General features: G+C 67.0%; 23 protein-coding genes. 11 read left to right on the forward strand and 12 right to left on the reverse strand.

Translation table 11 applies throughout. The annotated features are described in order from the left end of the window. Positions 1 to 210 precede the first annotated feature (210 nt). Positions 211 to 459, forward strand: coding sequence for a porin (locus tag ASF34_RS02515; protein ID WP_244478881.1), 249 nt, complete (start codon positions 211 to 213; stop codon positions 457 to 459). 7 nt (positions 460 to 466) lie between these two features. On the opposite strand, the gene ASF34_RS02520 is transcribed toward ASF34_RS02515, so the two are convergent. From ASF34_RS02520 to ASF34_RS02530, 3 genes are read right to left on the reverse strand one after another with little or no spacing between them, the layout of a single operon-like run. Beyond that, complete coding sequence (locus ASF34_RS02520; protein ID WP_018042613.1) at positions 467 to 955, reverse strand: hypothetical protein; 489 nt, start codon at positions 953 to 955, stop codon at positions 467 to 469. After that, entirely contained in the window at positions 939 to 1,364 is a 426-nt protein-coding gene (locus ASF34_RS02525) for a rod-binding protein (protein WP_156465606.1), read from the reverse strand. The genes ASF34_RS02520 and ASF34_RS02525 overlap by 17 nt, the downstream gene beginning before the upstream one ends. 37 nt (positions 1,365 to 1,401) lie before the next feature. Next, positions 1,402 to 2,541, reverse strand: coding sequence for a flagellar basal body P-ring protein FlgI (locus tag ASF34_RS02530; protein ID WP_026175720.1), 1,140 nt, complete (start codon positions 2,539 to 2,541; stop codon positions 1,402 to 1,404). Between the two features lie 281 nt (positions 2,542 to 2,822). Here ASF34_RS02530 and ASF34_RS02535 point away from each other — a divergent pair, with 281 nt between their 5' ends. Beyond that, positions 2,823 to 3,254, forward strand: a complete 432-nt coding sequence (locus ASF34_RS02535) for a flagellar assembly protein FliX (RefSeq protein WP_056158313.1) — start codon at positions 2,823 to 2,825, stop codon at positions 3,252 to 3,254. 37 nt (positions 3,255 to 3,291) lie between these two features. Here the strand turns inward: ASF34_RS02535 and ASF34_RS02540 are convergent, their stop codons facing one another. Then, positions 3,292 to 6,300, reverse strand: coding sequence for a PAS domain-containing protein (locus ASF34_RS02540; protein ID WP_056158914.1), 3,009 nt, complete (start codon positions 6,298 to 6,300; stop codon positions 3,292 to 3,294). A 478-nt stretch (positions 6,301 to 6,778) separates the two neighbouring features. On the opposite strand from ASF34_RS02540, the gene dksA reads away from it, so the two are divergent. Both dksA and ASF34_RS23045 read left to right on the forward strand, forming a co-directional pair. Further along, positions 6,779 to 7,198 (forward strand): RNA polymerase-binding protein DksA, encoded by a 420-nt coding sequence (dksA, locus tag ASF34_RS02545; protein ID WP_018042608.1) that lies wholly within the window; start codon positions 6,779 to 6,781, stop codon positions 7,196 to 7,198. A gap of 206 nt (positions 7,199 to 7,404) precedes the next feature. Further along, a complete protein-coding gene (locus tag ASF34_RS23045; RefSeq protein WP_018042607.1) occupies positions 7,405 to 7,581 on the forward strand; it encodes a hypothetical protein in 177 nt (58 codons plus the stop codon). Between the two features lie 278 nt (positions 7,582 to 7,859). Here the strand turns inward: ASF34_RS23045 and flgH are convergent, their stop codons facing one another. The 4 genes from flgH to flgF form a co-directional block, all read right to left on the reverse strand. Then, positions 7,860 to 8,627, reverse strand: a complete 768-nt coding sequence (gene flgH / locus ASF34_RS02550) for a flagellar basal body L-ring protein FlgH (RefSeq protein ID WP_056158917.1) — start codon at positions 8,625 to 8,627, stop codon at positions 7,860 to 7,862. Between the two features lie 50 nt (positions 8,628 to 8,677). Further along, positions 8,678 to 9,727: a flagellar basal body P-ring formation chaperone FlgA gene (gene flgA, locus ASF34_RS02555; RefSeq protein WP_056158316.1), complete on the reverse strand. Its 1,050-nt coding sequence runs from the start codon at positions 9,725 to 9,727 to the stop codon at positions 8,678 to 8,680. 67 nt (positions 9,728 to 9,794) lie between these two features. Then, positions 9,795 to 10,586, reverse strand: a complete 792-nt coding sequence (gene flgG / locus ASF34_RS02560) for a flagellar basal-body rod protein FlgG (protein WP_018042604.1) — start codon at positions 10,584 to 10,586, stop codon at positions 9,795 to 9,797. Positions 10,587 to 10,598: 12 nt separating this feature from the next. Next, complete coding sequence (gene flgF, locus ASF34_RS02565; RefSeq protein ID WP_018042603.1) at positions 10,599 to 11,339, reverse strand: flagellar basal-body rod protein FlgF; 741 nt, start codon at positions 11,337 to 11,339, stop codon at positions 10,599 to 10,601. 273 nt (positions 11,340 to 11,612) lie between these two features. Here flgF and fliL point away from each other — a divergent pair, with 273 nt between their 5' ends. The 6 genes from fliL (at position 11,613) to ASF34_RS02595 (ending at position 15,982) form a co-directional block, all read left to right on the forward strand. Further along, positions 11,613 to 12,110 (forward strand): flagellar basal body-associated protein FliL, encoded by a 498-nt coding sequence (gene fliL / locus ASF34_RS02570; protein WP_056144178.1) that lies wholly within the window; start codon positions 11,613 to 11,615, stop codon positions 12,108 to 12,110. A gap of 23 nt (positions 12,111 to 12,133) precedes the next feature. After that, positions 12,134 to 13,351, forward strand: a complete 1,218-nt coding sequence (gene fliM, locus ASF34_RS02575; protein WP_018042601.1) for a flagellar motor switch protein FliM — start codon at positions 12,134 to 12,136, stop codon at positions 13,349 to 13,351. Positions 13,352 to 13,358: 7 nt separating this feature from the next. Continuing rightward, positions 13,359 to 13,874: a DUF6468 domain-containing protein gene (locus tag ASF34_RS02580; protein ID WP_018042600.1), complete on the forward strand. Its 516-nt coding sequence runs from the start codon at positions 13,359 to 13,361 to the stop codon at positions 13,872 to 13,874. Then, a complete protein-coding gene (locus tag ASF34_RS02585; protein WP_244478870.1) occupies positions 13,871 to 14,719 on the forward strand; it encodes a MotE family protein in 849 nt (282 codons plus the stop codon). Before ASF34_RS02580 ends, ASF34_RS02585 begins: the two co-directional genes overlap by 4 nt. A 169-nt stretch (positions 14,720 to 14,888) precedes the next feature. Continuing rightward, positions 14,889 to 15,560: an invasion associated locus B family protein gene (locus ASF34_RS02590; protein WP_156465607.1), complete on the forward strand. Its 672-nt coding sequence runs from the start codon at positions 14,889 to 14,891 to the stop codon at positions 15,558 to 15,560. A 47-nt stretch (positions 15,561 to 15,607) separates the two neighbouring features. Continuing rightward, positions 15,608 to 15,982, forward strand: coding sequence for a hypothetical protein (locus ASF34_RS02595; protein ID WP_018042597.1), 375 nt, complete (start codon positions 15,608 to 15,610; stop codon positions 15,980 to 15,982). A 69-nt stretch (positions 15,983 to 16,051) separates the two neighbouring features. Here ASF34_RS02595 and ASF34_RS02600 read toward each other — a convergent pair whose 3' ends face one another. The 4 genes from ASF34_RS02600 to ASF34_RS02610 all read right to left on the reverse strand — a co-directional run bounded on the left by ASF34_RS02600 (position 16,052) and on the right by ASF34_RS02610 (position 18,037). Continuing rightward, entirely contained in the window at positions 16,052 to 16,567 is a 516-nt protein-coding gene (locus ASF34_RS02600; protein ID WP_082494039.1) for a hypothetical protein, read from the reverse strand. Between the two features lie 623 nt (positions 16,568 to 17,190). Then, complete coding sequence (locus tag ASF34_RS02605; RefSeq protein WP_026175717.1) at positions 17,191 to 17,403, reverse strand: hypothetical protein; 213 nt, start codon at positions 17,401 to 17,403, stop codon at positions 17,191 to 17,193. Then, on the reverse strand, positions 17,403 to 17,528 hold the full coding sequence (locus ASF34_RS23580) for a hypothetical protein (protein WP_018042593.1): 126 nt from the start codon (positions 17,526 to 17,528) through the stop codon (positions 17,403 to 17,405). The genes ASF34_RS02605 and ASF34_RS23580 overlap by 1 nt, the downstream gene beginning before the upstream one ends. A gap of 65 nt (positions 17,529 to 17,593) precedes the next feature. Beyond that, positions 17,594 to 18,037, reverse strand: coding sequence for a DMT family transporter (locus tag ASF34_RS02610; protein ID WP_056144166.1), 444 nt, complete (start codon positions 18,035 to 18,037; stop codon positions 17,594 to 17,596). A 262-nt stretch (positions 18,038 to 18,299) separates the two neighbouring features. Between ASF34_RS02610 and ASF34_RS02615 the strand changes: the two genes are divergently transcribed. Continuing rightward, positions 18,300 to 18,548, forward strand: coding sequence for a hypothetical protein (locus tag ASF34_RS02615; RefSeq protein WP_018042591.1), 249 nt, complete (start codon positions 18,300 to 18,302; stop codon positions 18,546 to 18,548). The last annotated feature ends 308 nt before the right edge of the window (positions 18,549 to 18,856 follow it).

Here is an 18,856-nt window from a genome sequence, read left to right on the forward strand (position 1 = left end):
GTGTCACCAATGATTAAGGACGTTTGTTTACCGAAAGGTTACCGTATGGCGGACGGGAACCGGTATCGATCGTTCGTGGCCGAAAGGGTATAGCGAATTGTTCCGACGGAGCATTGAGGAGCGGTACACATGGTGAGGGCGACACTGATCGGCAGCCTGACGTTCGGTGTGGCCACGACCCTGACATCTCTCGCGATTGCGCTTGAGCCGATGAAGCCGGAGCCGCAGCAGGCGGCAAAGCCTTGTCCCAGGCACGGCTCGGGGTTCATTCGCATTCCCGGCTCGGAAACCTGCATCCGCATTGGCGGACGGGCAACGACGGGGCTCGACCTACGCTCCCGCGAAGGCGACCCCGCCTCCCGATTGATCGCCGGCGGCCGCCTCGCCGTCGATACTCGCACGGAGACAGGTTATGGTCCGGTTCGGACCTATGTGCGGATCGACGCGGGACAGCGTTGAAACGTTGTCAAAGGTTGCGCGACAGCACCAGTGGCTGGCTCCGACCCGCCGGTCCCTTGCCATAGGGAGACGGCGGCTGAGAGGGGCGTCCATACACGGTGGCCGTTCTCGAGCGGTTCATGTCGTCGGCCAGGGACTTGACCAGACTTTCGGAGACCGTGCGTGCCGTTGCCAGCACGATCTGACTGGTTTCCACCACCTGGGCGAATCGCCGGTGGGCGGTTTTAAGCTCCTCAATGGATTCCGGGGCGAACCGTGCCAAGGCGATGGCATTGGCTTTGGCCACTTCCAGGCTCTGCATGTAGGACGCCCCCAGAGCGGTCTTCCGCTCGGTCTGTGATAGGCCCTGGCGCAGACGCCCGACGCGAACGTGGCCTCCCTCCTCCGAGAGGATGTCCTCCAGCGCCTGCATGGTTTGCATGATGTGCGCAATCAGCGCATCGGCGCCAGCCTTGTCCGCGATGCGAAGAGATTTGGTCTCAGTTGCGGCTTGCATTTCCAGCCTCCTGCATCTTGATCATCTCGCGGTAGACCTGATCGGCGATGCCGACCCCCCCGCTCTTTGCCATTTGACCCGCATATTCCTTGGTCAGCATCGAGCGGTAAACCGCTCCGCCGGTGCCATTGTCGCCGAGGGGGCCATCAGTGCCCTCCGAGGTGGCGAGCCGCTCCAGGGTCTGCTCCAGAAACATCGTCTCGAATTCGTTGGACGCCTTACGAGCCTTGATCTCCGCCGGTGTCTTGGCCGTGGCCGCCGCTGCAAGTTTGCTATTTGCGGACGTCGACGCCGCCTTTGTCGTCTCGTCTTTGAGGCCATTACCGACCGACTTGGCGATATCGCCGACGATAGCCCGGCCGACCCCGATGGCGGCTTTGGCGGCGAGGGGTGCGAACAGCATGGTCATCGCCTCTTGGGTGGGAGGAGGAAGAGAGGGAGGTGCATCACATCACCTCGATATCGGCCTGGAGGGCGCCGGCAGCTTTGATGGCCTGGAGGATCGAGATCAGGTCGCGTGGGCCGACCCCCAACGCGTTCAGGCCATCCACCAACTCACGCAGGGTGACACCTTCCTTGACCATGGCGAGCTTGTTGCCTTCGCCTGTATCGACCTTGACGCCGGTGCGCGGCACCACGGTAGTCGTGCCGTTGGAGAGTGGCGCAGGCTGGCTGACTTGCGGCTGCTCGGTGATGGTGACGGTCAGATTCCCCTGAGCGATGGCGACGGTGGATACGCGCACGTCGCGGCCCATGACGATGATGCCCGAGCGCTCGTCGACGACGACCCGCGCCGTCTGATCGGGCTCGATCTTCAGCTGCTCGATCTCGGTGACGAGGCGGATCATGTTGCCGTTGTACTTCGCCGGGATCTGCAGGGTGACGGTGGCCGGGTCGGTGGGTTCGGCGGTGTCGGCGCCCATGAAGTCGTTGATCGCGGCGGCGATCCGCTTCGAGGTGGTGAAGTCCGGGTTGCGCAGGGACAGGCGCAGGGAGCGCATGTCGTTCATCTTGAACGCCGTCTCCCGCTCGATCATCGCCCCGTTGGGCACGCGCCCGTTGGTGGGCACCCCGCGCGTGATCTTGGCGGCATCGCCCTCGGCCGAGAAGCCCGCGATGGCGACCGATCCCTGGGCCAGGGCGTAGACCTCGCCATCGGCGCCGAGGAGCGGCGTCACCAGCAGGGTGCCGCCCTGGAGGGATTTGGCGTCGCCCAGGGACGAGACCGTGATGTCGATCCGGTTTCCCTGTGTGGCGAAGGGCGGCAGGCTCGCCGTCACCATCACGGCCGCGAGGTTCTGGGTGCGCATGGTGGCCCCCCTCGTGTTGACCCCGAGCCGCTCGAGCATCGCCTGGAGGGACTGCCGGGTGAAGGGGATGTTGTTGAGGGTATCGCCGGTGCCGTTGAGGCCGACGACGATACCGTAGCCCACCAGCTGGTTCTGCCGCACGCCTTCGATGCTCGCGAGATCCTTCACCCGCGACAGGGCGAAAGCCTGGCCGCTCAAGCCGAAGACCAGCGCCAGCAGCGCCGCGCCGCAGGTGAGGAGTGCCGATTGGAAGGTCCGGGCGGTCGCGATTGGCATGATGCGCTTTGCTGGTCGGCGGGGCATGTCGTGGACGTTGGACATGCCGGATGGTCTGCCAGGACCATGCCAACTGTCCATGTCGGTCAAGCATCTGACAAAAAACGCTTATTTTTCGAGATGGCGTTTTCCGTGCTCACGGTGGGAACCGCTTTACCTGCCGACCCGGCAGCTTCTGCCCGGTCGTTTACGGATGGTTAACCATCGAGGGCGGATTCTGCTGGGCGAAACGATCGTCGTGCCGATGCGCGAAGCGACGCCCTGATTTTCGGAGACGGCTCATGCGCGTCGATAACCGCCTCGTCTCCCACGCCTCGGCCTCCGCTTCGCCCGCTTTGCGTAAGACGGATGCGTCCTCTTCCTTCCTGCTTGGCGGTGACGCAGCGGCGAGCACCTCTTCGGCCACCACCGCACCCACCACCTCCCTGGCGGGGCTCGACGCGATCCTGACCCTGCAGGGTCAGGGCGAGCAGCCCGGCGAGCGCCGCCGTCGCTTCGCCAAGCGTGGCCACGACCTTCTCGACGGTCTCGACCGGCTGAAGGCTTCCCTGGTGATGGGAAGGGTTTCGACGCGTGAACTCCAAGCCATCGCGAGCCGACTCTCAGAGCGTGCCGGGTCCAGCGGCGATCCGCGCCTCGACGGGCTCATCGCCGATATCGAGCTGCGTGCAGCGGTGGAACTCGCCAAGCTCTCGGCCGCTCAAGCCACCTGACCGAACCTGTCGTCATAAGCGAAAGCCTTCTGGCGCTTCAGCTTTCCATCATCTCGCGGATCCGGCCGGCCAGGATCTCCACCGGAAACGGCTTGGTGATCATCTGCATGCCCGGATCGAGCTGGCCGTTGCCGAAGATGGCGTTCTCGGCATAGCCGGTAATGAACAGCACCTTCAGATTGGGCCTGGTTTCGCGGGCCTGATCCGCCAGTTGGCGACCGTTGAGGCCGGGAAGGCCGACATCGGTCACGAGCAGGTCCACACGCTCCTGGGTGAGCAGGATCTTCAGGCCGGACAGGCCGTCCGGGGCCGAGATCGCGCGGTAGCCGAGGTCTTCCAGCACATCGACGATGAGGTCGCGCACCACCCCCTCGTCTTCGACCACGAGGACCGTCTCCCCCGCGCCGAGACGGGCCGCCTCCGTGATGGTGTCCGCCGTGCCTGGCTCCGGGACCGCTTCGACGGAGCGGGGCAGGTAGAGCTTCACCGCCGTACCGTGCCCGACCTGCGAGTCGATCTTGGCATGGCCGTCCGACTGCCGGGCGAAGCCGTAGATCATCGACAGGCCGAGGCCGGTCCCCTGCCCCAGGGGCTTCGTGGTGAAGAACGGGTCGAAGGCTCGGGCGATGACGTCGGCCGGCATGCCGGTGCCGGTATCCGATACGACGATACGGACATACGCGCCCGGCTCCACCCCCGGATGCAGTCGGGCATAGGCGCGGTCGAGTTCGGAATTGCTGGTTTCGATGCGCAGCCGGCCGCCATCCGGCATGGCATCGCGGGCATTGATGGCGAGGTTGAGGATCGCGTTCTCGAGCTGGTGGGGATCGCACAGGGTCGCCCACAGCCCCTCCCCCATGACGATGTCGAGGGAGATCGTCTCGCCGATCGTCCGGCGCAGGAGGTCTTCGAGGGATGCGATCAGGGCGTTGGCGTCGACCAGCTTCGGATCGAGTGGCTGGCGCCTGGCGAAGGCGAGGAGCCGGTGAGTCAGCGCCGCGGCCCGGTTGGCGGAGGACATCGCCGCCTTGGCGTAGCGTTCGATATTGTCCATCCGGCCCTGCGACAGGCGGGTCTGCATCAGGTCGAGGGAGCCGACGATCCCGGTGAGCAAGTTGTTGAAATCGTGGGCGATCCCGCCGGTGAGCTGGCCCACGGCCTCCATCTTCTGGGCCTGACGCAAGGCGTCCTCGGCGAGTGCGAGGGCGGCCGCCTGCTCGCGCTCGGCCGTGGTGTTGCGGCCGCTGGCATAGATCCGCCCGTCCTCGAACGCGCCCGTCCAGGCGAACCAGCGGTAGCTGCCGTCGGCGTGGCGCAGCCGGAACTCGAAGGGGTCGGTGAGCGGTTCGGCGACGATGGCCGAGAAGGTCGCGCAGACGGCGTCGCGGTCGTCGGGATGGGCGAGATCCGCGAAGGAGCGGTCGGCGAGATCGGCGGATGTCCAGCCGAGAAGGGTCGTCCAGGCGGTGTTGATCGCTGCGATCCGGCTGTCCGCTTCCGTCACCATCAGCAGATCCTGCGACAGGCGCCAGGCCCGATCGCGCTCCTGGGTCCGCTCCTGGACCTCCTGGGTCCGGGCCTGGACCTGTTGTTCCAGCGTCTCGTTCAGGCGTCTCAGCGCATCTTCGGCGAGCGCGCGGTCGGTGACGTCGTGCCCCTCGGCGAAGATGCCGGTGACGCTGCCGTCGGCCTCCGTGATCGGCTGATAGACGAGGTTGAGGATGCGCTGTTCGAGGCCGCCATCTTGTCCGGCCTGGATCGTCACCGGCATGTTCCGGCCGATGAAGGGCCTGCCCGTCTCGTAGACCTCGTCGAGAAGCTCGAAGAAGCCTTGTCCCTCCACCTCCGGCAACGCCTCGCGGACGCCGATCCCGATGATGTCGCGATGCCCGACGAGCTGGAGATAGGCCTCGTTGGTGTACTCGAACACGTGCGAGGGTCCGCTCAGGACGCACATGAAGCCGGGTGCGTCCTGGAACAGGGTGCGCATGCGGTCGCGCTCCGCCGTCCTCTGCCGGACTTCCGAGAGGAGGGCCTCGTTGGCCTGCCTCAGGGCTTCGGCCGCCTCCTGACGCATGCGAACGGCTTCGGCGAGGACAGCGTTGCGCTCGCGCTCGGCCTCATAGGCCGAGACGCTGGCGAGACTCGACGAGATCTGTCCGGCCAAGAGCTTGAGAAAGCTCAGGTAATCGGCATCGATGGGCCGGTGCGGGTTCAGCCCCACCGTGACGATGCCCAGCGGCGCGCTTCCACCCTGTCCGACCAGGGGCAGGCTCACCGCCTGCGCGGGTGGCCTCGACCAGTCGCCGGTCGGCCAGTTCTGGGACGGATCGAGATCGACGATCGTCTCGTGTCCCGTGCCCCCGAGCAAGCCCGCGAGGGGGCCGGCGGGATCGATGACCTCCGGCAGGGCGGCATGGTCCGCCGACATCCCGGTGGCGGCGGCGAGACGGGCGAGGCTGCCCCCGTCGTAGAGATGGATGGCACTGAAGGGCAGATCGCGACGGGCCTCGCCGAGGCTGGCCTCCACCGCCCGCAGCACGTCGGAGCGGCTCTCCGCCCGAGCGAGACTCTCGCCGAGGAGACGCAGGATTCCGAGGCGCCGCTCGCTGATGACGCGGTTCGTCTCTTCGCTGACCGCGCAGAACAGGCCGCCCACCGTTCCGTCGTCGGCGAGGACCGGGCTGTAGGAAAAAGTGTGGTAGGTTTCCTCGGGATAGCCGTTGCGCTCGAGGAGCAGCAGCAGCCCGCGATCCCAGGTCGCCTCGCCGTCCTCGTAGACGCTGCGGATGCGCGCCTCGATGTCGTCCCAGATCTCGGCCCAGAGGATCTTGGTGGGTTTCGCGAGCGATTCCGGGTGCTTGAGGCCGAGCGTCGGGCGATAGGCGTCGTTGTAGAAGAACGCGATCTCCGGCCCCCAGCCGAGCCACATCTCGAACCGCGAGGTCAGGAGGATGCGCAGGGCGACCTTCAGCGCCTCGGGCCAGCGTTCCGGCGGCCCCAGCGGAGTCTGCGACCAGTCCTTGGCCCGCATCAGGGCCGCCATCTCGCTCGAGCCGACGAAGATGTCCGAATGTCCGGCGATGGGCTTCGGCAAGGTTCGGCTTTCCGGCACTCTCAGGGCCTCGGTTTCGCGCGGCGGGCGAGATCACGCGGCCGGTCCGGGGACCGACGTGAAACGACCCTATAGGTTACGGCGCACCGGCCGCAAACTGGACTCTCCCAATCGTCCGATGGCATTCGCAGGAGAGCGGACCACCGCCATCCGACGGGTTTTCGACCGCCATGCGACGGGGCTTCGCACCGCCATCCGGCCTGGTTTCCGCCCGAAGGCCAAGGGCGGCGCGTTCGTCTCGGGGGGCGCCTGGCGGATGCACCCGTTGCGTGTTTGTCGCAGGGGGCACGCAACACCGAATCCGAGGGGGGTAGGACCAACGGGTGCGTTGTAGTGTCGGGCGCCCTCAAGTATAGGCACGCGAAACATCGCCGCGTACCGGCTGTGACGGACTTGCGAAGGGGCGAGGATGGCGACAGTCAAGATCGACGACGGTTACGTGCCGTCCGAGGACGAGCCGTTCATGAACGAGCGGCAACGTGAGTATTTCCGCCGTAAGCTGGTGGGATGGAAAGCCGACATTCTGCGCGAAGCGCAGGATACGCTCGTGGCACTTCAGACCGAAAACGAGAATCATCCCGACCTGGCCGACCGGGCCTCGTCGGAGACCGACCGGGCCATCGAGTTGCGGGCCCGCGACCGCCAGCGCAAGCTCACCGGCAAGATCGACGCGGCGTTGGCCCGGATCGAGGACCGAAGCTACGGATATTGCGAGGAGACCGGCGAGCCGATCTCGCTGAAGCGCCTCGACGCCCGTCCCATCGCAACCTTGTCGCTGGAGGCGCAGGAGCGCCACGAGCGGCGCGAGCGCGTCTATCGCGACGAGTAGCGTCGATGGTGTGGCCCATCGAACGGACCTGTCGCGACCGCCGGTGGTCGTGACAGGTTTCGGCGGTCGCCCCTGAAGTTCTAGATCCTGAATACCTCGCCGAGCATTCAACAGAAGCTTGGCCTTAAACGATAATTGCCCGCCCGGAACCTTCGTCCTGGTGTCACGATTACTGATACGACGTCGCGTCGATCAAGGATCCCGACATGGACAATGAAGTTCTGATCCTCGTGCTTGCCCTCGCAACCTTCGCGCTCGTCGTCGGGGTGGCGTTGTGGCAGCGCGCCCGCGTCGCCAAACTCAAGAAAGACCCCGAACGCTCGGCCTTCGTCGACAATCACGGAACCGCACCGCGCCCCAACCGGCCCGGTACCGAGCATTGACCGGGACGGTCCCTCTGGGCTGGTCGACAAGATTTATTCACGCACCGTCGTCGGTCTTGCGGGCCGCGCGCGTTCCCTAGCTCGGAAGGCACCGGGTCCACGCCTTTCTTCGACGGCCGTTCCTCTATCCAAGACGGTTCGAGCTGAGACATGGCGCGCTTCCTCTCCTGCAAGGAGAGGGGACCCGAGCGGCCCGCGAGATGTGTGACTATCGTAGCCCGGCATGTGCAGGTTCCACGACGCAGAACATAAGACCGCTCGGGCGAACTGGCTCAGCCTCAGAACGGCAGCAGGATGTCGACGAGCTGCTGGCCGTAGCGGGGCTGCTGCACGTCGGTGATCTGGCCGCGGCCGCCATAGGCGATGCGGGCCTGGGCGATCTTGGAGGAATCGATCGTGTTGTCGGATTCGATGTCCTCCGGCCGCACCACGCCGGCGACGATGAGTTCGCGCACCTCGAAGTTGATGCGGATTTCCTGCTTGCCCTCCACCACGAGGTTCCCGTTGGGCAGGACCTGATTGACGATGGCGGCGATGTTGGTCGTCACCGTCTCGTTGCGCTGGACCGACCCCGAACCATCGCTCGACGAGGTCGACGTCCCGGCGAGGAGCTTGTCCGGGCTGATCCCGGCGGCGGCGACGGCGGCGCTGCTCTCCAGCCCGAACGCGTTGGGGAGCCCCATGCCTTCCGCGTTGGAGCGGGAGCGCTTCGTCTCGTTGTTCAGGTTGGCCCTGTCGGTGACGTTGACCTTGATCGTCACGAGGTCGCCGATCCGGGCGGCGCGCTGATCCTTGAAGAAGGCGCGCGATCCCGTCCGCCACAGCGAATTGGGTGCGTAGGAGACGGGTTGCACGTCCGGCATGGGCAGGCGCACCGGGCGGTAGCCCGGCTGCGAGGTGGGGTCCTCGATGGAGGAGAGCGCCGGGGTGGCGCCGACCTGCGACAGCCGGTCCACCGTGTTGCAGGCGCCCAGGGCCGAGCAGGCCACCAGGATCGCCGCGAGGGAGAGTGGCGTCTTGATGAGGGGCATGGAACGGGCGGTCATGGAGCGGTTGGTCATGGGAGCCAGCTTTTCTCGTGAGGATCGGGGCGGTGTCAGCGGCCGGCGTCGAACGCCGCACTGGCCTGGCGGCCGATGCTGGCGGAGGAGCTGACCGAGACGCGGCCGGGGCCGATCACGGTGGCGGCGAGGGTCTTCTTGGAGACGGGATTGGTGACGGTGATCGCCGCGCCCAGACGTCCGTTCTCGTTGGCCTGTCCGCGCAGGGAGAGGTTGAGGCCGGGCGAATCGAACACGATGGTCACGGCCTCGCCGCGCTGGACGAGATCGGCCGGAGCGATGTCTCCGGAGCGGAGGATGGAGCCGGCGCTCAGGCTGCGCTGGGCGATCTGACCGACGGCGACCACCGAGCCGGCCTGGGCATCCGGGGGCGTCGCCTCGCGGGGGCGGCGCTCGACGGTGACGTCGCCGGCCGTCACGGTGTCCCCGCGGTTGAGCGTGCGGGAGAGGATCTGGACCTCCCGGATTTCCTGCACCAGCCCGGCGACCCGCAGGGAGGCCTGGCGCTCGCCCAGGGTGATGAGGGCGGCGACCCGCTTCAGGCGCGGATCGTAGGTGACGTCGAGGGCCGCCGCCTGGCCATCGAGGTCGAGGGGCGCCAGCAGGACGGTGTTCTCGCCGTCGAGGCGGAGGGCGAGGTTGCGCGGGTCGAGGCCGTAGGCCGTCTCCAGCACGCGCTTGATCGCCGCCTCGATCTCGGTGGGGCCGACGCGCCGGGCGGCGCGCTGCACCGAGACCTGGTTCCGGCCGCCGGTCTCGATCTCGCCGAGGCCGAGGGGGGCCACCGCATCGGCGATGCGGCGGGCCTGGATCGTCCCCGACGCGCCGAGCGCCGGGGCGCGGAACAGCGGGCGCCGCGCCAGATCCGCCGGCGCCCCTTCCACCAGATCGCCCAGCGTCAGGATATCGCCGCGCGCGGTGACGTCGCCGCGAAGGCGCAGCCGCTGGCCGGGCTCCTCGGCGAGAACCTGGACCGTCATGAAGCCGAGGGCCGCGAGCGCGAGGAACGTGCGCACGACGATGCCGGGCGTGAGCGTGCCGACGCGGCGCGGCTGGGCGGTGGGGATCTGTCTCAGGGCGAACATGGCGCGACGCTTTCGGAGGCGGGCTGAAACGGAGAGGCGAAGCGGGACGGTCAGGCCGGACGAACCGTCAGGCGCGGAACATCTGCGAGGTCGTGGAGAGCATCTGGTCGGCCGCCGTGACGACCTTCGAATTCATCTCGTAGGCACGCTGCGCAGCGATCAGCGACGAGATCTCGGTGACGGCGTTGACGTTCGCCTCTTCGAGATAGCTCTGCTGCAGGTTGCCGAAGCCCTCCGAGCCCGGCAGGCCGTTGATGGCGGGGCCGGAGGCGGCGGTCTCGACGAACAGGTTGTCGCCGATGGATTCGAGGCCGACCTTGTTGACGAAGCGGGCGAGCTGGAACTGGCCGAGATTCTGCGGCGCGGTCTGCCCCGGCACCGTCGCCTGGATCGAGCCCTGCGCGCTGATCGTGACGCTGGTGGCGTTGTTGGGCACCGTGATGCCCGGGTCCACGAGGTAGCCGTCGCGGGTGACGAGCTGGCCCTGGGCCGAGAGGTCGAACGAGCCGTCGCGGCTATAGGCGGTGCGGCCGTCGGGCATGGTCACCCGGAACAGGCCCTCGCCGCGGATGGCGACGTCGTATTCCTTCTCCGTCGAGGCGAGCGGCCCCTGCGACATCGTCCGCGCGGTGGAGGTCGTCTTCACGCCCGATCCGAGGGCGAGGCCGGCGGGAAGCTGCGTGTTCTGGTCCGAGGTGGACGAGCCGGCCCGGCGCAGGTTCTGGTAGAGCAGGTCCTGGAAATGGGCCGTCTGGCGCTTGTAGCCGGTGGTGCGCAGGTTCGCGATGTTGTTCGAGATGACTTGGACGTTGAGTTCCTGGGCCGCCATGCCCGTGGCGGCTGCGTAGAGGGCGCGCATCGCCTGGGTTCCTTACGCGACGTCGGCGAGGCGGCGGATCGCCGTGCCCCGCAGCTCGTCCAGGCGCGAGATCACGCCCGAGACCATGGTGTAGGTGCGGTTCACGTCCATCAGCCGGGTCATCTCGATGACCGGCTTGACGTTGGAGCGTTCGAGGGCACCCGATTCGAGGCGGCCGTTGATGCCGGCGGCCACCGGAGCCGCCGCCGACCCGTAGAGGTTGGCGCCCTCGTTGGTGAGCGCCTGCGGGTTGGCGAAGGTCACCATCCGCACGCGACCGCGGATGCCGAGATTGGTGGAGACGGTGCCGTCCGGCCCGATGGAGAGGCCGGTCTCCTGGGCGTTGATCTGGATCGGGCCGCCCTCGCCCTGCACGGCGTAGCCGTCGCTGGTGACGAGATTGCCCTGGGGGTCGGTCTCGAACGCGCCGTTGCGGGTGTAGCGGTCGCCGTTCGGGGTGCGGACCACGAGGAAGGCCTCGCCGCGCACCGCGACGTGGAGCGGATTGCCGGTCTGCTCGATCGGTCCCTGAGCGAGGTCGAGGGCCGTGCCCTGGTCGATGACGTAGGAGACGCGGCGGTCTGGCCGATGGAACGAGTCGGCGCTCGCCACCGGCATCAGGTATTCCTGGAACCGCGAGCTGCGGCCCTTGAAGCCCGTGGTGGAGACGTTCGCCATGTTGTTGGCGATCACGTCGAGCTCACGCTGCAGGGCGACCTGACTGGAGACTCCGACAAACAGCGCGTTCTGCATGGATCGAATAAGCCTTGGGCTGCGGCGACGTTAAGGTTACCCGCACGGCCCGTGCCATCTCCAAAAAATCTAAAAAGATCAGTGAAATCAACGTTTTGTGGCGAAGAGAGGCCGGTCGCACCGTCTTCCCGCCGCATCCCCGCGGCAAGAACCACCCGGCAGGTTTTGCCGCCTTAACGAGACGTTAACCGTAACCTTGGATAGATCCCTCCACGGGGTCGCGGGGGCTCAGCGCCGGTCGCACCCTGGGACGAGATTCGATGGGGGCGATCCATGGCCAAGAAGCCCAAGACGGCCCCCGCCGCGGACGGGGAGGACGCCGGAGGCGAAGCCCCTAAAGGCGGGAAGAAGAAGATCATCATGATCGGCGCGGCGGTGCTGGTGCTGGCCGGCGGCGGCGGGTTCTTCATGATGAAGAAGAAGGGCGGCGACGATCACGCCGCCGTGGAGGTGAAGAAGCCCCTGGTCTTCCTCGAAGTGCGCGAGATGGTGGTCAACCTCGCCAACGAGCCCGGCCAGGACAAGCCGCGCACGGCCAAGGTCAAGGTCTCCCTCGAACTCAAGGACGCCAAGGTGGAGGGCGAGGTGAAGCCGCTGATGCCGCGCATCGAGGACACCTTCCAGGTCTACATGCGCGAGTTGCGCCCGAGCGACCTCGCCGGTTCGGCCGGATTGTACCGGCTCCGCGAGGAACTGCTCCGCCGGGTCAACGTCGCGATCCATCCGGCACGGGCCGAGGCCGTGCTCTTCAAGGACGTGATCGTCCAGTAACCCCCATCGGTGTCGAGACGGTCATGGCAGGTCCCGAAGACGAGGTCGAAGAGGACGATTGGGCAGCCGCCCTGATCGCGCAGAACGCCGAAGGCGGCGAGACCTCGCTGGCCGACGAGTGGGGCGCGGCGCTGGCCGAGCAGGGCACGAGCACGCATGCCAGCGACGTCGCCGCCGAATGGGCGACGATGATCGAGGACGGGGAGACCGACAATCTCCCCGAACTCGCCGGCAACGACCGCATCCTGAACCAGGACGAGATCGACGGCGTCCTCGGCTTCTCCTTGCGCGAATTGTCGGCCTCGGGCGCCGGCGGTGTCCGCGCCATCGTGGATTCGGGCGTCGTCCAGTACGAACGCCTGCCGATGCTGGAAATCGTCTTCGACCGGATGATCCGGTTGTTGTCGACCAGCCTGCGCAACTTCTTCCAGGACAACGTCGAGGTCACCCTCGACAACATCACCTCGGTCCGCTTCGGCGATTATCTCAACGCCATTCCGCTGCCGACCCTGCTCGGGGTCTTCCGGGCCGATGCCTGGGAGAATTCCGGCCTCGTCACGGTGGAATCGAACCTGGCCTACTCGACCCTCGACCTGCTGCTGGGCGGCAAGCGCGGCGGCTCGGCGACCCGGCTCGACGGGCGTCCGTTCACGACCATCGAGATGCAGCTGGTGCGGCGCCTCGTGGAGATCATCCTCAGCGATCTCGAACTCTCGTTCCAGCCGCTCTCCCCGGTGCGCTTCGGCATCGACCGGATCGAGACCAACCCGCGCTTCGCCACGATCACCCGGCCGGCCAACGCCGCCATCCTGATCACCCTGAAGCTCGACATGGACGGCCGCGGCGGCCAGCTCCAGATCCTGTTTCCCTACGCCACCATCGAGCCGATCCGTGAACTGCTCATGCAGAGCTTCATGGGCGAAAAGCTCGGCCGCGACCACACCTGGGAAAGCCACCTCGCCACCGAGATCTGGCAGGCCGACGCCACCATGGAGGCGGTCCTCCACGAGATGATGCTGCCCCTGAAGAAGGTGCTGTCCCTGAAGGTCGGCGACACGCTGATGTTCGACACCAAGCCCACCGACCTCGTCAACGTCCGCTGCGGCGACTGGGCCCTGACGCAGGGGCGCATCGGCCGTGTCGACGACAACATCTCGGTGCAACTCACGCGGCCGCTCCGGCGCTCGCGCACCACGTTCCAGGCCTTCGAGGCCTCCATGAACAACCGCAACGACGGGTGACCCGCGCATGAGCCTCCTCGTCACCCTCGCCGCCGACGTCCTCGTCGCCATCCTCCTCGTGGCCAGCATCGTCTCGTCGGTGCGGCTCAGCCGGCGCATCACCCGGATGAAGGCCGACGAGGCGGCCCTGCGCCAGACCATCGGCGATCTCGTGGTGGCGAGTTCCACCGCCGAGCGGGCGATCATCGGCCTGCGCGCCACCCTCGACGAGTGCGACCGGACCCTCGCCGACCGCCTCGGCACGGCGGAGCGCTACGCCGCCGACCTCTCCGCCCACGTCCAGGCCGGCGAGACCGTGATCGCCCGCATCTCCGCCATCGTCTCCCATTCGCAGCCCTCGCGGGTGGCCGTGGTGCCCCCCGTCGAGATCCGCCCCTCAGAGATCCGCGCCGCGCCGGTGGAGGCCGGGGACACGAAGGCCGCGCCGTCGAGCCCCAACGGTGAGCGCCTCGGCGCTGCCGCCGCCGCCGCCCTCGCCATGTCCGAGCGGGCGCTCGGCCGCCTGCGGAGCCGCGCCGCATGACGACGCCTCGCTCCCTCGTCCGCGCGGGACAGACCCGCCTGGGACAGCTCCGCACCGGCCGGCCCGGCGCCGCACAGGCGCGTCCCTACAAGCTGCGGCTGATCGATGCGGTGACGCTGGCGGCCGTGGGCCTCCTCGTGCTCAAGCTCGGCGCCATCGCCGTCGACGATCTGGGGCCGAGCCCGGCCTCGGCCGACGCGCAGCTGCCGGAGTTCGCGCGGGTCCTCGCCAAGGCCCGGACCAATTACGAACTGCCGGACCCGCAGACCACCGGGTCCGTGACGCCCAAGGAACCGGAAAAGCCCGCGGCCGAACCGGAGCCGCCCGCGCCGCGCCCCCCGCCTCCCCCGGAGCCGATGCCGGCCAGCGAGCGCGCCATCCTCGAAAAGCTCTCGGCCCGTCGCGATGCCCTCAAGCAGCGCGACGAGACCCTGAGCCTGCGCGAGCAGATGCTCGGAACCGCCGAGCGCAAGCTCGAAGAGGGCGTCAAGGATCTCAAGCGCAACGAGGACAGGCCCGACGGCGCCGCCGCGCGGCAGGCCGAGGCCGAGAGGATGGGCCTGAAGAACATCGTCACCATGTATGAGACGATGAAGCCGAAGGACGCCGCCCGCGTCTTCGATCGCCTCTCCCTCGACGTGCTGGTGCCCATCGTCCTGGCGATGAACCCGCGCAAGATGGCCGACGTGCTGGCGCTGATGCAGTCGGAGCCCGCCGAGAAGCTCACCGTGGCGCTCGCCAACCGCGCGCGCGGCCAGACGCCGACGCAGCAGCCCGTCGTCATGGGGCTCGGCCCCAACGAGCTACCGGCCATCGACCAGGGCGGCCAGGACAGGCGTCGCTGACCCGGACGGTCGAGCGGGGTAGACGGGGCTCGCGGGAAAATTCGGCAAGGACGACCGGGTCGGATTGCCGGTGGGCGACGAATCGCGATGCCGGCGGGTCCATTGCGCTCGCGGGCCGGGAGGGCTAGGCGGCAGGTCTGATTTCGTTCGAATGCCGGATGCCCGCTCGATGCGTTGGAGACATGTTTTGCCCGTGGTCGGCGTGATGTCGTTCGCCGCGATCACCGCCTGGAACGGCGCCTCGGCGCAGGAGGCCGCGCCGGAGCAGGACGCACCGGCCGCCTCCGACGCGCCGGCGAAGCCCAAACCCAAGCCGAAGCCGAAGCCCGCTCCGAAAGCCCCCGCCCCGGTCGCCGCTGCGCCCGCCGCCGTGGCCCCGGCCAAGGCGATCTGGCCGGAAGGCGCCAGTGCGCTGAGCGAGAGCTATGGCGATTGGAGCATCAATTGCTCCCGCGAGAACCAGGTCTCGATCTGCTCGGTGGTGCAGGCCCAGGGCTCGAAGCGCGAGAACCGCCGCGAATTCGCCATCGAGTTGAAGCCGCCCGCGAACGATCGCACCGATGGGCTGATCCTGATGCCGTTCGGATTCCAGATCGAGGCCGGGTTGAGCTTCAAGATCGACGACGCGGTTCTCGGCAAGGGCGCGCCCTACTACACCTGCAGTTCGGAAGGCTGCCTCGTCCCGGTGAGCCTGCCGACCCTGGCCACCGACACGATGAAGACCGCCAAGAACCTGCTCATTCTCGCCCCGAAGCAGGACGCCACCGAACCCACGACGATCACCGTGCCGCTCAACGGCTTCGGTGCCGCCCTCGCGAGGGCCAGCGCACTCTCGCACTGACGGCAAACAGTCGGGCGACGGGACAGACAGGTAGGAACACGCCACCCATGAAGCAGATCGTGCTCGCCTCGCTCTTGTTGGGGACCCTGACGGTTCCTCTTGCCGCCCAGCCCGCGCCGGATGCGCCTCCGCCGCCGGACACCAAGGAGGAGCGGCAGAAGAACACCGCCGCCAAGCTCGCCGGGCTGCTCCAGTTCGTCTCGGCCTCCTGCCCCGAATCGAAGCCGAACTACGAGACGTTCAAGACTGTGGTGCGGGGCCTCGGCATCGAGCCGGATGCTCTCGCGGGCGGCGAGCTGATCCTGCGGGTCAAAGCCTATGCCGATGTCTACGGCAAGGATGTACCGGCCAATTGCGCCAAGGCCGTCGCCAATTTCGGCGAGACCGGCACGATCATCCCGGGGCTCGTCGTCAAGAAATGACGGGGTCGGGTGGTCTCCGGACTTGATATCGGGGCGTGACCGGCGTCGTCATGCCGGTCGTCCATGCGGCTATGACGCGCGATCGGAGATGGATGACTGCTCGAGCAAATTTCGACTGACGATGTCGTAATTTGCTGATCTTACGAAGTGCGCCTGTGCGCGGACTTCCTCCGTGACGGTGCCTCTCTCATAAAGCCAGGATGCTACATCGGCCCAGTCCCAAAGGGCGTGGCTGGATGTGAGGCAAGCAACGGGTCTTGGAAAATTCTCCCCCCGCTCTCCTTTCGCGTAGAGAGAAACCGCCGCTTTCGTCAGTCCCGAACGCTTTGCGATATCGGCTAAACTGACGAGGTGATCGGGCTCGATCCGTACGATCCGAGCGCCAGCACCTTCGATATCCGACACGGCACTCGTGACTGCGCCTTCGAAGGATTCACTGTCCCGCGTAAAATCCAGAAGAATGACGCCCTTCTGCAGAGAGATGGTCGCGTCGTCGCAGCCGGCTTCGTAGAAACGATCCTCGAAATCGTCGGCGAAGGGATCCAGCCCAGATGCTATGATCGTGAACCTAAACGCCTTCATCATCAGGCCCCTCGATGCAGTGATGACAGCGCGCCACTGCACGCGCGATGTCGTTCGCGTGCGCAATCGGGTGTCTTGGAGTGGACCAGACCGAGATACGACACCCGTCGCGATCATGATGTGGGCACCATAGCCGGCCCCAGGCGTGACCGGACACAGGGGTCCAGGACCAGCCCGCGCTTATCGCGGCATCGACGGCGGCTTCTATCTCCTTGTTCGGGTGACGGGGTCTTGCTCCCATCAGCCATTCCAATGTAGGCGCTTGTTAACGGCTGTCAACACCCCTGCGTTCCTCCGTTGCGCGACGCTTCCTTCGCCGCTCAAATCATCCTGCTAAAAATTCCTGATCGGATTTCTCTCAGCGGATGCTCACGCCAGAGTCGATCATATGCAAAAGTCGATCCTCCGATCGGACCTCCTCATCCTGAGGTGCCGCCGCATGGCGGCGGTCTCGAAGGAGGCCTCCAGATCCCTCGATGCCGGCTGGAAGCCTCCTTCAAGGCCGCTGCGCGGCACCTCAGGATGAGGTAGAGCTTTGGAAACACACCTCAAACAGGCTTCGGAACACTCACAGGGATCGGGAATGCGCCCGATTCGACAGAACCGGTCCGAGGGACGCGCGGGCGTCAGCGCTTCTGCGTCGCGGTGATGGACGCGTCGGGGCAGTTCGGCAGGATCGCCTTGCCGACCGTGTTGTTCGGATCGCAGGCCGGGACGGCTGGGGCTCCGCCATTCTCGGCCCGTTCAGTGCGAAGCGCCTCGAAATTCCAGACGCCCACCCAGATCACCGCGAGGATCGCGACGAGACCCAGCAGGACCAGGGGCATCAGGCGACGCATCAGCGGGGAGCCGTCTGCTGGACGGGGGCGGTATGCGCCGTGTCGCCGTTGCGGACGAAGGCATACAGGATCCCGACCGCGAGGATCGCGACGACGGCGATGAGGACGGGGAAGTAACGGTGCATGGGTCTTCCTGGTTGAGAGTAGCGCTATAACGGCGGACACCGTGGAAACGGTTCAGCCCGGCGGACTAGAAAGTCGCCACGAGGGCGACGCCTGCGATCATCAGCAGACCGCCTGCGATCCGCCACAGGGTCGCCGGGTGGCGTTCGAAACCGATCCAGCCGAAATGATCGAGCAGGATCGAGGTGACGACGCCCGCCGTCACGAGCATTCCGAGGAACGGGGCCGCCCCGATCTGGCGGGCCACCATGAGCTGCGCCACGACGATGCCGCCCCCGAGCACGCCGCCGAACCAGGCCCACCAGGGCACGTCCAGGACCTGGGCGGCGGACGGCAGGGTCAGCTTGCCCGAGACGAGGCCGGCGAGCGTGATGCAGGCGGCCGTTCCCGCCGCGACGACGAGGCCGGCGCTCAGGGATCCGCCGAGGCTCTTGGCCAGAGCGCCGTTCTGTCCCGCCTGCACGGCGTTCGCGATGCCCGCGAGAAGAACGGCGCCGTACAGATACCACATCGGTTTCCGGCTCCGTCGAGTGACCCCTCTATCTAGGGCGGCCACGGCCGGGGGTGGTGCGACATCTGCGGCCTGCGCGTTTCGGGGATGATTTGGCCGTGGTCGGGCGTCTATCCCATACCCTCCGCCCCGAGGGGGATTGTCTGACTTCCCCCCGTCCGGTTCGCGCCGGGCGGGGTCTTTACCGTCGCGATCTTCGTTCTCCCGTCATGGATATTCCGGGTCGTTCTGGCGTTGGCCCACCGGATCGACAGGAGAATTCATGAAGACCTTGGCACTCACCTTTTGCGCCCTCGCCGTCTCGTCGCTCGCCCTCGCGCAGATGACGACCTCCGCCGATGCGCGCTCGCGCCATTCCAAGCGCGGATTTGGAACCCATAGCCTCTCGAACAACACCGGCGGCCGTCGCGGGCGGGACAGTTCCGCAGCGAGCGGCAATTCCAGCCAGCCCTCGCGCCGGTCCGGGGCCGGAAGCGCCGGTGGCGGCAGCGGCGGTACCGGTGGGATGTAGACCGGAACCGCCTCCTCGTTCGCCGCCCGACGTCGGACGGGCCGGCCTCGACTCGGCCCGCGGCATCGACGCGCGAGCCGCCTCGGCGGTGGACATGCCCGTCTTCCGATGTGGCAAATGTGGGATGTCACATGGTAACGTTGCGGCCTTCCTCCCAAGGAAGGTCCTTCTGAACACCTCCCCGCCCGGCGAAAGCCGGCGCGGGGTTTTTTTGATCGGACATCGGCGGAAGGCTGTCTTTCCGGGGGGAATCCAGGGGGCGCGCAGTTTCGAGACATCGCGCCGAGTGGGCGTTAGGCGGGCGTTAG

This window comes from Methylobacterium sp. Leaf106, assembly GCF_001422895.1.
GTDB lineage: Bacteria > Pseudomonadota > Alphaproteobacteria > Rhizobiales > Beijerinckiaceae > Methylobacterium > Methylobacterium bullatum.

Bases quoted from the DNA above. Each gene is read 5' to 3' on its own strand.
- flgG (WP_018042604.1), bottom strand. From the start codon at position 10,586: ATGCGCGCCCTCTACGCAGCCGCCACGGGCATGGCGGCCCAGGAACTC.
- flgH (WP_056158917.1), bottom strand. From the start codon at position 8,627: ATGACCGCCCGTTCCATGCCCCTCATCAAGACGCCACTCTCCCTCGCG.
- ASF34_RS23580 (WP_018042593.1), bottom strand. From the start codon at position 17,528: ATGCACCGTTACTTCCCCGTCCTCATCGCCGTCGTCGCGATCCTCGCG.
- ASF34_RS02615 (WP_018042591.1), top strand. From the start codon at position 18,300: ATGAAGACCTTGGCACTCACCTTTTGCGCCCTCGCCGTCTCGTCGCTC.
- ASF34_RS02515 (WP_244478881.1), top strand. From the start codon at position 211: ATGAAGCCGGAGCCGCAGCAGGCGGCAAAGCCTTGTCCCAGGCACGGC.
- ASF34_RS02605 (WP_026175717.1), bottom strand. From the start codon at position 17,403: ATGCGTCGCCTGATGCCCCTGGTCCTGCTGGGTCTCGTCGCGATCCTC.
- ASF34_RS02590 (WP_156465607.1), top strand. From the start codon at position 14,889: ATGCGTTGGAGACATGTTTTGCCCGTGGTCGGCGTGATGTCGTTCGCC.
- ASF34_RS02530 (WP_026175720.1), bottom strand. From the start codon at position 2,541: ATGCCAATCGCGACCGCCCGGACCTTCCAATCGGCACTCCTCACCTGC.
- ASF34_RS02595 (WP_018042597.1), top strand. From the start codon at position 15,608: ATGAAGCAGATCGTGCTCGCCTCGCTCTTGTTGGGGACCCTGACGGTT.
- fliM (WP_018042601.1), top strand. From the start codon at position 12,134: ATGGCAGGTCCCGAAGACGAGGTCGAAGAGGACGATTGGGCAGCCGCC.
- dksA (WP_018042608.1), top strand. From the start codon at position 6,779: ATGGCGACAGTCAAGATCGACGACGGTTACGTGCCGTCCGAGGACGAG.
- flgF (WP_018042603.1), bottom strand. From the start codon at position 11,339: ATGCAGAACGCGCTGTTTGTCGGAGTCTCCAGTCAGGTCGCCCTGCAG.
- ASF34_RS02535 (WP_056158313.1), top strand. From the start codon at position 2,823: ATGCGCGTCGATAACCGCCTCGTCTCCCACGCCTCGGCCTCCGCTTCG.
- ASF34_RS02540 (WP_056158914.1), bottom strand. From the start codon at position 6,300: ATGGCGGCCCTGATGCGGGCCAAGGACTGGTCGCAGACTCCGCTGGGG.
- ASF34_RS02600 (WP_082494039.1), bottom strand. From the start codon at position 16,567: ATGATGAAGGCGTTTAGGTTCACGATCATAGCATCTGGGCTGGATCCC.
- ASF34_RS02585 (WP_244478870.1), top strand. From the start codon at position 13,871: ATGACGACGCCTCGCTCCCTCGTCCGCGCGGGACAGACCCGCCTGGGA.
- flgA (WP_056158316.1), bottom strand. From the start codon at position 9,727: ATGTTCGCCCTGAGACAGATCCCCACCGCCCAGCCGCGCCGCGTCGGC.
- ASF34_RS02610 (WP_056144166.1), bottom strand. From the start codon at position 18,037: ATGTGGTATCTGTACGGCGCCGTTCTTCTCGCGGGCATCGCGAACGCC.
- fliL (WP_056144178.1), top strand. From the start codon at position 11,613: ATGGCCAAGAAGCCCAAGACGGCCCCCGCCGCGGACGGGGAGGACGCC.
- ASF34_RS23045 (WP_018042607.1), top strand. From the start codon at position 7,405: ATGGACAATGAAGTTCTGATCCTCGTGCTTGCCCTCGCAACCTTCGCG.
- ASF34_RS02520 (WP_018042613.1), bottom strand. From the start codon at position 955: ATGCAAGCCGCAACTGAGACCAAATCTCTTCGCATCGCGGACAAGGCT.
- ASF34_RS02525 (WP_156465606.1), bottom strand. From the start codon at position 1,364: ATGACCATGCTGTTCGCACCCCTCGCCGCCAAAGCCGCCATCGGGGTC.
- ASF34_RS02580 (WP_018042600.1), top strand. From the start codon at position 13,359: ATGAGCCTCCTCGTCACCCTCGCCGCCGACGTCCTCGTCGCCATCCTC.